At 74.9% G+C, this 15,229-nt stretch carries 11 protein-coding genes; 7 read left to right on the top strand and 4 right to left on the bottom strand.

What is annotated here, in order from left to right; translation table 11 throughout:
* Positions 1 to 279: 279 nt before the first annotated feature.
* The 3 genes from F9B16_RS41330 (at position 280) to F9B16_RS51645 (ending at position 6,506) form a co-directional block, all read left to right on the top strand.
* Positions 280 to 1,827, top strand: coding sequence for a sulfatase family protein (locus tag F9B16_RS41330; RefSeq protein ID WP_192809240.1), 1,548 nt, complete (start codon positions 280 to 282; stop codon positions 1,825 to 1,827).
* 58 nt (positions 1,828 to 1,885) lie between these two features.
* Positions 1,886 to 3,010 (top strand): alpha/beta hydrolase, encoded by a 1,125-nt coding sequence (locus F9B16_RS41325; RefSeq protein ID WP_151545715.1) that lies wholly within the window; start codon positions 1,886 to 1,888, stop codon positions 3,008 to 3,010.
* A gap of 100 nt (positions 3,011 to 3,110) precedes the next feature.
* Positions 3,111 to 6,506 (top strand): hypothetical protein, encoded by a 3,396-nt coding sequence (locus tag F9B16_RS51645; protein WP_192809239.1) that lies wholly within the window; start codon positions 3,111 to 3,113, stop codon positions 6,504 to 6,506.
* A 54-nt stretch (positions 6,507 to 6,560) separates the two neighbouring features.
* Here F9B16_RS51645 and F9B16_RS41310 read toward each other — a convergent pair whose 3' ends face one another.
* A complete protein-coding gene (locus tag F9B16_RS41310; RefSeq protein WP_225992403.1) occupies positions 6,561 to 7,628 on the bottom strand; it encodes a glycosyltransferase in 1,068 nt (355 codons plus the stop codon).
* 276 nt (positions 7,629 to 7,904) lie between these two features.
* Positions 7,905 to 9,341, bottom strand: coding sequence for an LCP family protein (locus F9B16_RS41305; RefSeq protein ID WP_151545714.1), 1,437 nt, complete (start codon positions 9,339 to 9,341; stop codon positions 7,905 to 7,907).
* Between the two features lie 136 nt (positions 9,342 to 9,477).
* Here F9B16_RS41305 and F9B16_RS41300 point away from each other — a divergent pair, with 136 nt between their 5' ends.
* From F9B16_RS41300 to F9B16_RS41285, 4 genes are all read left to right on the top strand, one after another.
* Positions 9,478 to 10,419 carry a DUF6177 family protein gene (locus F9B16_RS41300; protein WP_225992402.1) on the top strand — a complete coding sequence of 314 codons (942 nt, stop codon included), beginning with the start codon at positions 9,478 to 9,480 and terminating at the stop codon, positions 10,417 to 10,419.
* Positions 10,420 to 10,534: 115 nt separating this feature from the next.
* On the top strand, positions 10,535 to 11,275 hold the full coding sequence (locus tag F9B16_RS41295) for a VC0807 family protein (protein WP_225992401.1): 741 nt from the start codon (positions 10,535 to 10,537) through the stop codon (positions 11,273 to 11,275).
* A gap of 29 nt (positions 11,276 to 11,304) precedes the next feature.
* A complete protein-coding gene (locus F9B16_RS41290; protein WP_151545713.1) occupies positions 11,305 to 12,303 on the top strand; it encodes a hypothetical protein in 999 nt (332 codons plus the stop codon).
* 33 nt (positions 12,304 to 12,336) lie between these two features.
* Positions 12,337 to 13,764 (top strand): DUF1266 domain-containing protein, encoded by a 1,428-nt coding sequence (locus tag F9B16_RS41285; protein ID WP_151545712.1) that lies wholly within the window; start codon positions 12,337 to 12,339, stop codon positions 13,762 to 13,764.
* Between the two features lie 27 nt (positions 13,765 to 13,791).
* Here the strand turns inward: F9B16_RS41285 and F9B16_RS41280 are convergent, their stop codons facing one another.
* Together F9B16_RS41280 and F9B16_RS41275 are read right to left on the bottom strand one after the other, a co-directional pair.
* Positions 13,792 to 14,271, bottom strand: coding sequence for a hypothetical protein (locus tag F9B16_RS41280; protein ID WP_225992400.1), 480 nt, complete (start codon positions 14,269 to 14,271; stop codon positions 13,792 to 13,794).
* The coding region (locus F9B16_RS41275) for an AAA family ATPase (RefSeq protein ID WP_225992399.1) at positions 14,268 to 15,229 on the bottom strand (962 nt) is incomplete at its 5' end. The genes F9B16_RS41280 and F9B16_RS41275, both read right to left, overlap by 4 nt.

Genomic DNA, 15,229 nt, shown 5'->3' with positions numbered 1-15,229 from the left:
GGGGCCGCCGTCCCCGCGTGCGGGCCCGTGCGGCCGGGCGCCCGGGGCTTCGCGGCGCCGCTCGGCGCGGGCACGGCCAGGGCGGCGGCGACGGCGAGCGCCACGCTCCCCACCAGCGGTAACGCGAGGTGGATCGACCGCATCCGCACCCGGCCTCCCCTCCGCCCTCCCGCATGATGCCAACAATCCCCAAGCCCCGCGAACCACCAGGGACCCCCACGGATCACACGTAATGCCCGGTAACCTGCTGGACGTTCCCTGATCAAGGAGAGGCGGACGTTGATCCGAAAACGACGGTGCGGACGGTCGGCTGCGCCCGCTCGCACCGGCCCTCTCCGCCGCCGTCTCGCGCTCGCCCTCACGGCCGCCGCGGCCGCGGCCGCGCTCGCCGGCTGCTCCGGCGACACCGGGAAGGCGGGCCGTTCCCCCGCGCCCGCCGCGCCCGCCCGCAAGCCGAACATCATCTTCGTGCTCACCGACGACCTGTCGTGGAACCTCGTGGCGCACATGCCGCAGGTGCAGAAGATGCAGCAGGACGGCACCACGTTCGACAACTTCTTCATGGCCGACTCGCTGTGCTGCACGTCCCGGGCCACCATCTTCACGGGCCGTTACCCGCACAACACCAGAGTCCGCACGAACTTCCCGCCGCTCGGCGGCTACAAGGTCTTCGAGCAGAACGGCGGCGAGCAGAACTCGTTCGGCCCCGCTCTGCAGAAGGGCGGTTACCACACCGCGTTCCTCGGCAAGTACATGAACGGCTACGAGCCGAACGACCGGCAGGGCGGGACCAAGCCGTACGTGCCGCCGGGCTGGAACGAGTGGTACGCCGCCGGCAACGGCTACCCCGAGTACGACTACAACCTCAACGAGAACGGGCGCCTCGTCTCCTACGGCCACAAGCCCGAGGACTACCTGACCGACGTCCTGGCGAACAAGAGCGCCGACTTCGTGCAGCGCGCCGCCGGCTCGGGCAAGCCGTTCTTCATGGAGATCGCGACGTTCGCGCCGCACGGACCGCTCGTCCCGGCGCCCAAGTACGCCGGCAAGTTCCCCCACCTGCGGGCGCCGCGCTCGCCGTCGTTCAACGAGAAGGACGTCCGCGACAAGCCGACCTGGCTGCGCAAGCACCCGAAGCTCGGCAAGCGCGTGATCGCGAACATCGACAACACCTTCCGGATGCGGGTCCGCATGGTGCAGTCGGTGAACGACATGATCGGCCGGATCCGCGGCGAGCTCACCGCCCTCGGCATCGACCGCGAGACCTACGTCGTCTTCGGCTCGGACAACGGCTTCCACCTCGGCGAGCACCGGCTGGCCGCGGGGAAGATGACCGCGTTCGACACCGACATCCGCGTCCCGTTCGTGTTCACCGGGCCCGGGATCGGCCCCGGCCGGCACGTCCCCCAGTTCGCGCAGAACACCGACCTCGCGCCCACCCTGCTCGGCCTGGCCGGGCTCCCGGCCCCGGCGGGCGCCGACGGCCGGTCGCTCGTCCCGTTCCTGCAGGGCCGGGTCCCGCCCGACTGGCGGCAGGCCGCGCTGATCGAGCACGTCAAACCGGCGTTCTCCGCCCAGGACCCGGACCGGCAGGACTCCCTGCCGGGCGCGCCGACCACCTACAACGCGATCCGCACGCAGAACGCCCTGTACGTCGAGTACGCCGACGGCGAGCGGGAGTACTACGACCTGACGCGCGATCCCAACGAGATGGACAACACGGCCGGACGGCTGCCCGAACCCCGCCGGCGGTACCTGTCCGACCTCCTGCACGCCTACGTGAACTGCGCGGGCCAGGGCTGCGTGAACGCGGGACGGTCGGGGTGAGCGGACCGGGACCCCGGTCCGCCGCACGGGGGGCCACGGCCAGGGAGGAGCGACATCCATGCAGCTGACCGGCGGGGCGTTCGTCGTCCTGGTCTGCCTGCTCGCCGTGGCGGCGCTGGCGGGGACGCTGTGGGCGCTGCCGAGGATCGCCGGCCGCGGGCTCGGCGCGCAGGCGGCCCGCGGCGGCCTGCTGGTCGGCTGCCAGCTGTTCATCACGCTGGCGCTCGTCACCGCGATGAACGCCTACTTCGTCTTCTACAGCAGCTGGAGCGACCTGTTCGGGCGGCTGGACGGGCCGGTCGCCGTGCACGGCGCCGCCGCCGGCAAGGGCGCCTGGGCCGGCGGGCCGCTGGCCCGGACCATCTCGCCGCTGTCGGCCCAGCAGGGCCTGCGCGACCCGGCCCGCGACGGGCGGCTGGAGCAGACGACGATCCACGGCGCGCGCACCGGGCTGCAGGTCCAGGCGTTCGTCTACCTGCCGCCCCAGTACTTCCAGCCGCAGTTCAAGGACCGCCGGTTCCCGGTGGCGCTCGTGCTGGCCGGCTACCCCGGCGACCCGCGCGGCATCATCGAGCGGCAGGCGATGGTGAAGCTGGCCTCCCGGGACATGCGCGACGGAACGATCCAGCCGACGGTCTACGTCATCACCCGGACGATGGTGGCGCCGCCGCGCGACACCGAGTGCACCGACGTGCCCGGCGGCCCGCAGTCCCTGGCGTTCTTCTCCCAGGACGTCCCTAAGGCGCTGAGCGCGACGTACCGGCTCGCGGCGGACGAGCACGGCTGGGGGGTGATCGGGCAGTCGACCGGCGGCTACTGCGCGGTCAAGCTGGCGATGATGCACTCCGACCGGTTCGTCGCGGGCGCGTCCCTCGGCGGCTACCTCCACGCCGTCAAGGACGCGACGACCGGCGACCTGTACGCCGGCAGCCGGAAGGTGCGCGACGACAACGACCTCATCTGGCGGCTGCAGCACCTGCCGCCGCCGCCCGCCTCGATCCTGCTGGCCTCCAGCAAGGTCGAGAAGGCGTACCGGCAGGAGCAGCGGTTCATCGGGCTGGCCAAGCCGCCGCTGAGCGTCGACACGCTGTTCGCGGCCAATGGCGGCCACAACTTCGGCACCTTCACCCGGCTGACACCCAAGATCATGAAGTGGATGGACGGGCGGCTGAAGGCGGGGTGACCGCGCGGGCGGATGCCGGGCCGCGATGCGCCATTATCATCGCTCACGAACATCCGGCACGCGGGCGACGCGTGCTTGGTCCGAGGCTGGGAGTGCGGGCGTGACTTCGACCGGAAAGCAGGATGACGGCCACGAGCCCGGGCAGGGCGGGGTCGGGCGTCCCGAAGCCGGGCCGCCGGAGCAGGCGCCGCCGCCTCCGCAGTGGTTGAACCAGCAGGGGCCGTCCGGCGCGGCGCCGCTGCTGCCCGAGCCCGCCGAGCAGCCGCCGCCGTTCGGGGAGCCGCTGCCCGAGCCGCCGGACGACGAGTCCGACCGGACGGTCAGCGACATCGACATCAGCGGCATGATGCGCACCCAGGTGTTCTCCCCGGGGAGCCAGGGCGGCGGCGCCGGGACGGGCGAGGAGGGCGCTCCCCCGCCGCTCCCGCCGTTCCCCGGAGCCGCCGGAGCCGCCGAGGCCGCGACGCCCGGGGCGGGCGGCACCGGCCCGGGCGGCGGCGAGGCGATCGGCGACCGGACCGTCCTGGACGCGTCCGCCTGGCTGGGGAACACCGGCGCGGCCGCCGGTGGCGAGGACGAGGACGACGAGGCGGACGTCACCCGCGTCGAGCGGCCCGGCGCGCAGAGGCCGCCGGCGCCGCCGCAGCCCCCCGTCCAGCCGCCCGCGCAGCCGCCCGCGCAGCCGCCCGCGACGATCGTGCAGCCTCCGGCGCCGTTCCCCTACGTCCAGGACGTCCCCGGAACGCCACCGGCGCCCGAGCCGTTCCCGTGGGCCCAGGAGATCCCCGGCAACCCGCACGCCGCCCTGCCTCCCGCGCCCGCCCGGCCGGCGGCGCCGCAGCCCGCGCAGCCGCAGCCTCCGGCGCCGCGTCCGGCACCCGAGCCCTTTCCCTGGGCGCAGGAGATCCCGGACACCAAGCCCGCGCCCCCCGCGCCGGAGCCGTTCCCCTACGCACAGGAAATCCCGGACACCAAGCCGGCGCCCGCCGCACCCGAGCCGTTCCCCTACGCACAGGAGATTCCGGACACGAAGCCGGCGCCCGCCGCGCCGGAGCCGTTCCCCTTCGCGCAGGAGATCCCGGGCGTCCCGTCCCAGCAGCTTCCCGGCCCGCAGGCCGCGCCGCCGGGGCCGGTGGCCCCGCAGCCCGGTCCCCCGCCGATCGACGAGCCCTGGCGCACCGGCCCCGGTTCCAAGCCGGGCCGCGCCAAGCGGTCCAAGAAGCCGCTCCTGATCGGCGTCGCCGGGCTCGCGGCCGCCGCCGTCGTGGCGGCGGGCGGGTTCTACTTCGTCACCCAGAAGGGCGGCGGGGACGGCGGGGACGGCGGCGGGGACGGGAGCGTCAAGCTCGCCGGGTCGCTGTTCGCCGCCGGGTCCGGCGCCAAGGACGGGCTCGACCAGAGCCTCACCGACGTCGCGGCGTCCGGCTCGACCGTCGTCGCGGTCGGCACCGAGGCCGGGGTCGACGGCTCGCGCGGCGAGTTCCTCCTGTCCTCCGACGGCGGCCGTACCTTCGCCTCCGCGGAGGTGAAGGGCGCCGCGGACGGCGACGCGCCCCGGGTGGTCGCCGGCGGCGCCAAGGGCTGGGTGGCCATCGGCCGCGGCAGCGGCGGCGTCGCGCTGTGGACGAGCGCCGACGGCAGGACCTGGCAGCGGCAGCCCGACCAGGCGGCGCAGCCGTTCGCCGGCCACACCCGGGTCGCCAAGGTCATCGCCACGGGCGGCGGCTTCCTGGCGCTCGGCGCCACGTCCCGCAAGGGCGACTTCAGCGACGCCGAACCCGCCCTGTGGACCTCGTCCGACGGGCAGGGCTGGAGCGGCAAGAGCGGCGACGCCATCGGCCTGCCGAACAAGCAGGGGCAGCTGTCGCTGCTGACCGCCGCGGCCGCCGGCGACACCGTGCTGCTGGAGGGCCTCAACGCGCCCGACCCGAAGAAGCCCGTCCGGTTCCGCAAGACCTTCCGCTCGCAGGACGGCGGCCGCACCTGGACGAGCGTCGAGGTGCCCGCGCCCAAGGGCACCCGCGGCCTCGTCGTCGGCGGCGGGGAGGCCGGGTTCCTCGCCATCCGCGAGGTCAAGGGCTACGGCCAGGCGTTCACCTCCAAGGACGGCGAGTCCTGGACGCAGGCCGGCAAGCTGCAGGCGTCCGGCTACCGGCGCGTGTCGGAGATCATCGGCGACTCCGGCGGCTTCGCCGCCCTGGTGGTGCGGGGCCGCGACCTGCTCGTCTCGCGCAGCACGGACGGCGGCACCTGGCAGGACGCCGGCTCGGTGCCGACCGATCAGGGCCGCAGGCTGCAGGCCGCCGCGCTGGCCGGCGCGCAGAGCGTCGTCGTCGGCGCGGAGAACGCCGGCGACGAGCAGAACGCCGTGCTGACCGTCCTGGACGACAAGGGCGCGCAGGTCCCGGTCGACGTGGCGAAGGTGCCGGGCGCGGTGCGCCGCGACCACACGGTGACCGCGCTGGCCACCGGAGGCGGCACCACCGTCGCGGTGGGCAGCGCGGGCGGCGAGGCCGCCGCCTGGACCAGCCGCGACGGCCGGACGTGGACGCCCGCGCAGGCGTCCGGCGGCGCGTTCGCGAGGCCGGGGTCGCAGCGGCTGTTCGACGTCGCCGCCGGGAAGCAGGGCTGGCTCGCGGTCGGCTTCGACCAGGGGACGCGGCGCAAGCCGCTCGTCGTGACGTCCGCGGACGGCGCGAGCTGGGAGGCGGCGGACGGGGCCGACGCGTTCAAGCCCGGCAGGACGCGGCTGTCCACCTACGCCGCCGCGGCGGGGCCCGCCGGGTACGCCGTCGTCGGCGAGGACGGGCCGTCGGCCGCGATCTGGTTCTCCGCCGACCTGAAGACCTGGGAGCGCGGCAAGGGCGTCGGCGACAGCGGGCTGGAGGCGCTGCGCAACTCCAACCGGTGGCTGCGCTCGGTGGCCGCGGGCGGGTTCGGCTTCGCCGCCGCGGGCGGCCTCGGCGACCCGGCCGCGCGGGCGGCGGCCAGCAGCCGCCCGGCCGTGTGGACCTCGCAGGACGGCAAGGAGTGGACGCTGAAGCAGCTGCCGCTGCCGTCCGGCGCGACGAGCGGGTCGCTGACCCGGATCAGCGCGAGCGGGAACACCCTCGTCGCGGTCGGCAACGGGCGGACGGCGGCGGGCGCGATCGTGCTCGGCTACCTGTCGGCCGACGGCGGCCGCACCTGGCGGGCGGTGCCGCTGCCGCTGCCGGACGGCGCGAAGAACGCGCAGGTGACGGCGTTGACCGCGACCGGGGCGGGGTTCTCGGCGGCGGGCACGACGGGCGCCGCGGGCGCGGACGACGTGGTGGCGTGGCGTTCGGCGGACGGGTCGTCCTGGACGGTGTCCGCCCCGTCCGGCAAGGGCCTGTCGGGCGGCGGGCGGCAGCAGATCACCGGGCTGGCCGCGGTCGGGGGCCGGATCCTCGGCGTCGGCTCCACCGCCGACGGGAGCGTGCAGCAGCCCGTCCTGTGGAGCCGTCCCGCCAAGTGACGGCGCGCCGCAGGCCCGGCGCCGACGTCCGGCGCCGGGCCGGCCTTCGCGGGGTCAGCCTTCGCGGGGGTCGGCGGCGGCCGGGTCGTGCGAGCCGTAGCCCGGCCAGATGTCGTAGCCGGTCTGGACGTCGTCCTCGGGGCGGGCGTGCCGCGGCCGGTACGCCGACGTCTCCGGGACGGTCATCGTCGGGTCGGGGGCGGACGCGACCGGGTCGCGGAGGGTCACGGTGGGGTCGGGGACGGGCAGGCTGGGCAGCCGGGCCGCCGCGTTCGCGGCGGCCGCCTGGGCCGCCTCGGCCGCCTTCGCCGCGTTGCGGCGCGCGCCGTACGGGGCGACGAACGTCCGGTAGAAGGGGCGCCGGATCGCGGTGGGGACGAGGCGGTAGCCGCCCCGGACGACGACGTTGCGCACGTACTGGCGCCGCGAGATGAAGCCCTCGGAGAGCATCTCGCGCTGCAGCCGCAGTTCGGACCGGAGCAGCGCCCGGCCGCCGCGGCGGTGGTAGGCGCCGTCGCCGACGCGGTAGTAGACGAGCGGTTCGGCGACGTTCACCAGCCGGGCGCCGGCGGCGATCATGCGGACGAACAGCCAGTAGTCCTCCATCAGCGGCAGGTCGCCGTAGCCGCCTGCGGCGATGACGGCGCTGCGCCGGTAGACGACCGTCGGATGGTTGAACGGGTCGTGCAGCCGCGAGTAGCGGACGATGTCGGTGGGGTCGCTCGGCGGGATGCGGCGGCCGACGACGTCGGCGGTGTCGCGGCCGAACTCCAGCAGCCCGGCGCCGACCAGGTCGGCGCCCGACCGCACCAGCGGGACCTGCAGCTCGAAGCGGTGCGGCATCGCGATGTCGTCGGCGTCCATCCGGGCGACGATGTCGTGCCGGGCGGCCTGCAGCCCCGCGTCCAGCGCCGGGCCGAGCCCGCGGTTGACCTCCAGCGGCACGAACGTCACCTCGACCGGGCTGCCCGCCACGAGCTCCTTCAGCGCGGCCAGCAGCTCCGGCGGGACCGGGCCGTCCTGGACCAGCACCACCTGGTCGGGGCGGAGCGTCTGGTCGTCGACGGCGCTGCGGAAGGCGTCCCGGACGTACTCTTCCCGGTCACCGCCATAGACGGTCATCAGAAGGGTGAAGGGTTCGGGCTGCATCGGTCCGTTTCCGGGTGGGGCCGTGACGGCCGTAGGAGCGCGAGCCGCGGGGGAGGCGTGGCTCCTCAGGGGGTGGTCGGGCGGTCGGGGACGGGGGGCTGGGACGGGGGGCGGGCGGAGGCGCCGTCGTTCATGTGACGCTTTGGTGTGGTTGATGGTTGCGCGCCGCCAAGATACCGGTGTGGTGGAACATCTGACGATGGAACGTGCCCGCAGCGGTCCGGCGGCGGCCGATCCGGCGCGTCCCGGTCAGGTCTGCGCGCATACGTCGCGGTCGGCGCGGATCTCGCCGGCCACCTTCGGCAGCGCCGGGCCGCCGCCGCTCAGCTTCGCGCCGTCCTTGCCGATGATCAGGTAGACGTAGCCGGGCTTGGCCTTGGCCGAGAGGGCGGGCGGGTGGCCGGGGACCGCGATCGCGGCCCGCGCCGCCTGCCGCTCGGCGCCGGCGCCGTACAGGATCCGGGTCTTGGCCGCCGCCTTGACGGTGCCGACCTTGACGACCTTGAAGCCGCGCTCGGTGAGCTGGTCGGCGGTGCGCTGGGCGAGGCCGTGCTCGGCGGTGCCGTTGAAGACGCCGATCCGGACCTGGGCGGGCGGGACGGGCTGGACCTTCTGCTGCGCGGGCACCGGGGTCGGGGCGGGCTCGGGCGGGGTGTTGTCCTCCCGGATCGCCTGGAACAGCGGCTCGGCGAGCGCCTGGTTGAACTGGACCCGGTTCTTGTCCTTCGGGTACGCCATCGTCGGCACGGTGACGAACCGGACCTTCCCGGCGCTCATCCCCTTCAGGCCGCTCGCCAGCTTCTCCATCACCGACAGCGTCAGCTTGTCGTCCGCCTTGATCGACTTGGTGGTGGCGGACAGGAACGAGTAGGTGCGGCCCGGGTCGGTGAGCATCCCCTTGTCGGTGGCCTTCTTGACGACCGAGGCCATGAACGCCTGCTGCCGCTTGATCCGGTCGAGGTCGGAGCCGTCGCCGAGGACGTAGCGGGTGCGGACGTAGCCGAGCGCCTCGGCGCCGTGCACGACCTGCTTGCCCGCCTTGAGGTGCAGCTCGGCCTTCGGGTCGTTGATGGGCTTCGGGACGCAGATCTCGACGCCGCCGAGGGCGTCCACGACCTGCTTGAAGCCGGCGAAGTCCACCTCGACGAAGTGGTCGATGTGGATCTTGGTGAGCGACTCGATGGTGCGCCAGGTGCAGGCGGGGCCGGCGTTGGAGAACGCGGCGTTGATCATGCCGAACTGGGCCGGGACGGTGGTGCCGTTCGACTTCTTGCAGCTCGGCATCTGGACCATCGAGTCGCGCGGGAAGCTGATGCCGATCGCGCCGGCGCCGCCGGGCGAGATGTGCAGCAGGATCGTGGTGTCGGACCGCTCGCCCTGCTCGGTGCCGTACTGGGCGTTGGCGCCCTGCCGGCTGTCGGACCCCATCAGCAGGATGTTGATGGAGTCGTTGAGCTTCGCGGGGCGGTTCGCGCCGAGCTTGTCGTCGACCTTCTCGCGGTGGATCTGGCCGTCCAGCCGCCGCCAGAACCCGTACGCGGTGAGGCTGCCGCCGACGAGGACCACCGACATGGCGATCGACACCCAGCCGAGCACGCGCCACAGGCGCCCCCGCCGCACCGGCGGTTCCGGCGGCGATGGGGCGCTGTAGTACACCGGCGGCGGTGAGGCGGCGGCTCGCTGCATCCGTAACATTTCAGCACAGATTGGACACCGGTCACCCCCGTCACGGAAAACTCGGCCGGGACGGGCCGCGCGCCCCCGCGCGGAGGGGCCGCGCCCGCCCGGAACGCGCCGGCGAGGTGACTAGACTCCGGTGAAGATGAGCATCGTAGACGCGCTGACCGACCAGGCCATGGTCGTGCTGCAGGACCGCCCGGTCGTCGCGCTGAGCGCCTGGCTGAACCGGGCCCTCGGCGAATGCGCCGCCACCGGCCGCACCCTGCAGCTGGTCACGCCGCTCGGCTCCCGGCTGACGCTGCCGCTGCGCAGCGCCGCGTCCGGCGCCGAGCTGCAGTGGGTCGTCCGCGACGGCGACGGCTACTACGAGGGCCTCACCGGCCGCCCGCTGAAGTGGGGCGGCGCGATGTTCGTGCCGGTCCCGGAGGCGCGCGACTACGCGGCCGGGTTCACCACCCGCCCGACCGCCCCGATCGGCTCGCAGCTCACCCTCGTCTACCGGATCCGGCACGGCGCCGACGGGCACCTCGGCGGGCCGGTCGAGCGGCTGCTGCAGCTGACCACGGGCAAGCTGCCCGCCGGGCTCGGCCCCGCCGAGCCGCTGGAGCACCCGTGGCGGCCCGACCGGCTCACCGAGTACGCCCGCGGCCGGTCCACCGCCCGGCTGCTCGTCGGCGGCGACGGCCCGCGCCCCGCCCAGGCGATCTGCGACTTCACCGCGACCGAGGGCGGCGGCGTCGCCGAGGTCAGCACCGTCACCGTCGGGTACGGCCCGGAGGACCCGCCGCCGCTGCAGCACCTCGGGTCGCTGGTCGGGGCGCTCGCCGCCGACCAGCCCGTCGCGTCGCTGTTCGTGCAGCTCACCCCCGGCCGCGCCGACCTCACCACCGAGCCGCGCTGGACGGGCGCGCCCGCCCCGGTCGCGCTGGCCGTCGCGGGCACCGTCGGCGGCCCGAACGGCATCCCCGGGCAGCAGGTCGGCCCGCCGCGCCAGCCGCTGACGATGTTCCCGCTGGGCGACGGCCGCTCCCAGGACGGCTGGCAGCGCCACAGCCTCCTCATGCAGCACCTCCAGTCCGCCTGACCCACCCGAGCCGGTGACATTCGTCCTGGCCAAGCGTGGACGGACGGCTCTGCCGGGCCGGGCCCGGTCCCCGCGAAGCTGGGATCACCGCAAGCGAGGACCGCAGGAGGGCCCGATGGTGATCCAGACGACGGACGCGGAGCGGCAGGCCGGCACCGAGCAGCAGGCCGGCGCCGCAGCACGACGGCAGGCCGTCAGGGTCCTGGCGCCGCTGGCCGTGGACGTGGCCGTCCCGCTCGGCGTCTACTACCTCGCCCACAAGGCGTTCGGCCTCGACCTGGTGGCGTCGCTGGCGCTGAGCAGCGTGGTCCCGGCCGTGCGGACCGTCGCGGGCGCCGCCCGCGACCGGACCGTCAACGGGCTCGCCGCGCTGATGCTGGCCGTGAACGTCGCGGGCATCGCGCTCAGCTTCCTCAGCGGCGACCCCCGCCTGATGATCGCCAAGGACTCCGGGATCAGCAGCGTGATCGGGCTGTCGGTCCTGGTGTCGGCGTTCGGGGCGCGGCCCCTGATGAGCGCCGGGCTGAAGCCCTTCCTGACCAGGGACGACGCGGCCCGGGAGGCGGCCTGGGACCGGCTGAGCGTCGGCGGCGGCCGGTTCCGCGGGCTGGAGCGCCGGTTCAGCGCGGTGTGGGGCGCCGCGCTGCTCGCCGAATGCGCCGCGCGCATCGTCGGCGCGTACACCGTCCCCGTCGAGACGATGGCCTGGCTCGGCGCGGTGATGCTCGTCGGCGCGATCGGCGTCGGCGCCATGGCGAGCGGCACCGCGACCGAGCCGATGAAGGAACTGCTCGACGCCGAGGTGCGCGCGGCGCACCGGCGGCCCGCACCCGCGTCCGCGCCCGTCGCGGCCTGACCACCCCCGGATCGGAGAGAGAGAAGGCCATGCGAGCGCGAGGCATCAACTACGACACCGGCTTCTTCCCCGGCGGCCGGGACAGCCGCCCCGGCTTCGACCGGGCGGACGTCCGGCGCGACATGCGCGCCATCGCCGGCGACCTGCACTGCACCGCCGTCCGGGTCAGCGGGGGCGACCCGGACCGGCTCGGCGCCGCCGCCGAGGAGGCCGCGGCCGCCGGCCTGGAGGTGTGGTTCGCGCCGTTCCCCTGCGAGCTGCCGCCGGACGAGATGGCCGCGCTGTTCGCCGACTGCGCGGACCGCGCCGAGGCGATCCGGCGCGGGGGCGCCGAGGTCGTCCTGGTGACGGGCTGCGAGGTCAGCCTGTTCGCTCAGGGGTTCGTGCCCGGCGACGACGTGTACGCCCGGATCCAGGCGATCATGTCCGGCGACCCGGCGGTGTACGCCGCGATGGGCGACGTCCCGGGCCGCGTCAACGCGTTCTTCGCCGAGACGGTCGCGGCGGTCCGGAAGCGGTTCGCCGGGCGGGTCACCTACGCGTCCGGCCCCTGGGAGGACCTGGACTGGGGGCCGTTCGACCTGGTGTCCATCGACGGCTACCGGTCCGCCGAGAACGCGGCGCACTACCGCGAATGGCTGCGCGGCCACTTCCGGCACGGCAAGCCCGTCGCGATCACCGAGTTCGGCTGCTGCACCTACGCGGGCGCCGGCGACCGCGGCGGCACCGGCTGGATGATCGTCGACCGGGACGCCGAACCGCCCCGGCTGGACGGCGCCTACGTCCGCGACGAGCAGGAGCAGGTCCGGTACATGCGCGAGCTGCTGGACGTCTTCGAGGCCGAGGGCGTCGACGGCGCGTTCTGGTTCACCTTCGCCGGGTTCGGCCTCCCGCACGTCCCCGGCGACCCGGCCCGCGACCTCGACATGGCCTCCTACGGGCTGGTCGCGACGGCGCCGGACGGCACGTGGCGTCCGAAAGCGGCCTTCCACGCCCTGGCCACCGCATATGGGGCACAGAGCCGATGATCTACCCGTAAGGGATGAGGTAGCGTCCCCCTCATGGAACCGGACGGCCAGCTCGGCGCGCTCGAGCGGGCCGTCGAGGGGACGCTCGCCGAGGGCGCGCTGGAGTTCGACGACGACGAGGCCGTCCTGCGGATCGAGGGCTCACTCGTCCTGACCACCGGATGGTTCCTGTCCTGCGCGGCCGCCGGCGTCGTGCTGCTGCTGTTCGGCGCCCTGCTGTCGCTCACCGGGCTGCGCGACGCCGCGACGTGGGCGCTCGCCCCGGGCGCCGTGATGGTCGCGCTCGTCCTGGCCTTCCTGCTGGCGCTGCGGTTCACGCCGCTGCCCGCGCTCTGGCCCGAGCTGGAGCTGCGGTTCACCGAGCAGGCGATGGTGCACCGGCGGACCCGCGTCCCGTTCGACGACCTGCGCCCCGAGCACCTGGTGTGGAAGAACGGCCGGTTCTTCCGCCGCCTGTACGTCCGGCACCCGTCGCTGCGCAAGCAGCTCGCCGGGTTCTTCGACAGCGAGGAGCGGCAGGCCGAGGAGTTCCAGCGGCGGCTCTGGGAGCTGATCTCCGCGCCGGACCTGCCCGGCGTCCTCACCCACGGCAGCGACCTCACCCCGGTGCAGCGCTGGATCATCGGCGCGGGCGCCCCCTACGGCGCGATCAACGGGTTCCGGCTGGACCGGCTCGGCACCGCGCCCGGCGAGTCCGCCGCGGCCGCCGACCGGCGCACCGCGCAGGAGCTGCTGCGCGAACCGTGGGGCGCCTACGACCTGGAGCAGCTGCTCGCCGCGGTGAACTGGCTCGTCCAGGAGGGCCACCGCGCCGACTTCACCATGGACGCCGAGCTCGCCGCCCGCCCGCCCGAGCCGCGGGACCGCTACGCCGCGCTGCTCCGCGAGGTCGACGGCCTCATCGCCGCCGACCGGCTGGAGCCGCCGTTCGTGGAGCGGCTCATCGAGCTGGTCCGGGTCCGGTACGGGGACGAGGGCGCCGCGTACGCCAAGCTCGTCCCGCCGCTGCTGCGCGACGAGCCCGGCGCCGACGCCAGCGAGGAGGGCGCGGAGCTCGCCCAGTTCCTGCACCGGCTGTTCAACGACCGCGGCCACGCCGCCGAGGAGCTGCACCGGCTGGAGGCGCTCGCCGACCCGGACCTGCGCGCCAACGTCGGCCGGTTCCTGATCTGGGACTACGCGCGGGCGCTGATGCTGTACCGGTGGGGCCACATGGTCGGCTGGCTCACCGAGGAGTACTGCTGGGAGCGGATGCTGCCCCTCGCCCTGGACATCCAGCGCCGCTACACGTCCTGGCACGACATGGCGACCTGCTACCTGCAGGGACGGCTGCTGTGGTCGGGCGGCGGCGGCCGGGCCCAGGCGGAGTACGACCGGCTCGTCGAACACCTCGCCGCCGAGCGGCGCAGCCCGTGGAACCTGGTGCCGTGGGACCTCGACCTGACCCGCGACTGGTCCTGACGCGACCTATCCGCAATGCGCGCGGGGTCAGCCGCCGATGACGCCGCCCTGGTAGGCGGCGCCGTCCGGGGCGTTCTGCGGGTTTCCGGGGACCTCCGCCGCGGCGCCGCCGCCCTCGCCGGACGCCTTCCAGCTCTGCGCCGGGGCGTCGCTCTCCCCGTCCGGGTACACCGTCCCGCCGAGCCAGTGCACCAGCGAGTCGGCGAACGTGCGGGCGACGCGCGGCGCGTCCGGCACGTCGGCGACCGCGCGGATGTCCACCCACCAGACCGGCGCGACGACCCGGGCCGCGAACTCCGCGCCCAGCAGCCGGCCGATCTCGCCCTGCACCGACACCTGCACCGGGTCCTCGATCGCGACGAGCAGCCGGCCCTCCGCGTCGTACAGCAGCGTCGGCTCCGGCTCGCCGCCGCGCAGCTCCAGCGGCTCCCCCATCGCGATCATGCCGTCGGCGACGGCGTGCACGTCGGGGCGGCGGCGCACCAGCGCGACCAGGTCACTGCTCATCGGGCCACCCCCGCGCCGAGCGAACGGGCGAACACCTCGTGCACCACCTGGATCCCCGCCATCCGCGCGGCGGCCGACACGCGGCCGAGGTCGAGCGAGCTGCCGGTGGCCAGATGCCGGTCGTAGGGCACCGCCACCACGGGCAGCCCCCACGCGGTGAGCATCTGGTGGGCGCGCTGCAGGTCCGCGCCGACCTGCGGGGCGTGCGACACCATCGCGATCACGGTGCGGCGCAGCACGTCCTGCTGGTCGTTGGAGACGAACCACTCCAGCGCCCCGCGCGCGCTCAGCGCCCCGTCGACCGTCCCGGGCGTCACCAGCACCAGGCCGTGCGAACCGGCGATGACGCCGCGGTTGACCTCGGTGAGGATGCCGGCGCCGCAGTCGACGACCGTCGCCGCGACGTACCGGCTGACCGCGCTCAGCGCCGTCTCGAACGTCTCGAGGGTGAACTCGCCGGCGATCCGGCCGCCGCGCGTGGACGACAGCACCCACAGCCCGTCGGGCGTGCGGGTGAGGAACCGCGCCGCCTCCTCGAACGACTGCGGCTTCTGCCCGGCCAGGTCGAACAGCGACAGCTGAGAGCGGACGCCGAGCCGCAGCGGCAGCGACCCCAGCTCGGCGTCGGCGTCGGCGGCCAGCACCCGGTCGGTGCGGTGCCGGGCCAGCTCCGTCGCGACCAGCGCCGCCATCGTCGTCTTGCCCGCGCCGCCGCGCACGCTCGCCACCGCGATCTGCCGGGAGCTGGCCACCGACCGCTGCATCAGCTCGGCGAACGCGGCCAGCAGCCGGGCCTCGCGGGCGCCGCCGCCGACCGCCTTCAGGACGCCGCGCCCGACCCGGCGGGCCAGCGCGTCGCCGTGCTGGTTGCGGCGGACGAGGTCGGCGGGCGGGATCTGCTGGCCGGGCGCCTGGCCGGGGCCGGCGGGCTGCCCGGGCATGACCGGCTGGACGGGCG

The organism is Actinomadura montaniterrae (genome assembly GCF_008923365.1).
GTDB lineage: Bacteria > Actinomycetota > Actinomycetes > Streptosporangiales > Streptosporangiaceae > Spirillospora > Spirillospora montaniterrae.
The sequence above is the reverse complement of the archived record's forward strand: the minus strand, read 5'-3'. Positions and strand labels throughout refer to the sequence as shown.

Bases quoted from the DNA above. Each gene is read 5' to 3' on its own strand.
- F9B16_RS41325 (WP_151545715.1), top strand. From the start codon at position 1,886: ATGCAGCTGACCGGCGGGGCGTTCGTCGTCCTGGTCTGCCTGCTCGCC.
- F9B16_RS41310 (WP_225992403.1), bottom strand. From the start codon at position 7,628: ATGACCGTCTATGGCGGTGACCGGGAAGAGTACGTCCGGGACGCCTTC.
- F9B16_RS41280 (WP_225992400.1), bottom strand. From the start codon at position 14,271: ATGAGCAGTGACCTGGTCGCGCTGGTGCGCCGCCGCCCCGACGTGCAC.
- F9B16_RS41285 (WP_151545712.1), top strand. From the start codon at position 12,337: ATGGAACCGGACGGCCAGCTCGGCGCGCTCGAGCGGGCCGTCGAGGGG.
- F9B16_RS41305 (WP_151545714.1), bottom strand. From the start codon at position 9,341: ATGCAGCGAGCCGCCGCCTCACCGCCGCCGGTGTACTACAGCGCCCCA.
- F9B16_RS41295 (WP_225992401.1), top strand. From the start codon at position 10,535: ATGGTGATCCAGACGACGGACGCGGAGCGGCAGGCCGGCACCGAGCAG.
- F9B16_RS41290 (WP_151545713.1), top strand. From the start codon at position 11,305: ATGCGAGCGCGAGGCATCAACTACGACACCGGCTTCTTCCCCGGCGGC.
- F9B16_RS41300 (WP_225992402.1), top strand. From the start codon at position 9,478: ATGAGCATCGTAGACGCGCTGACCGACCAGGCCATGGTCGTGCTGCAG.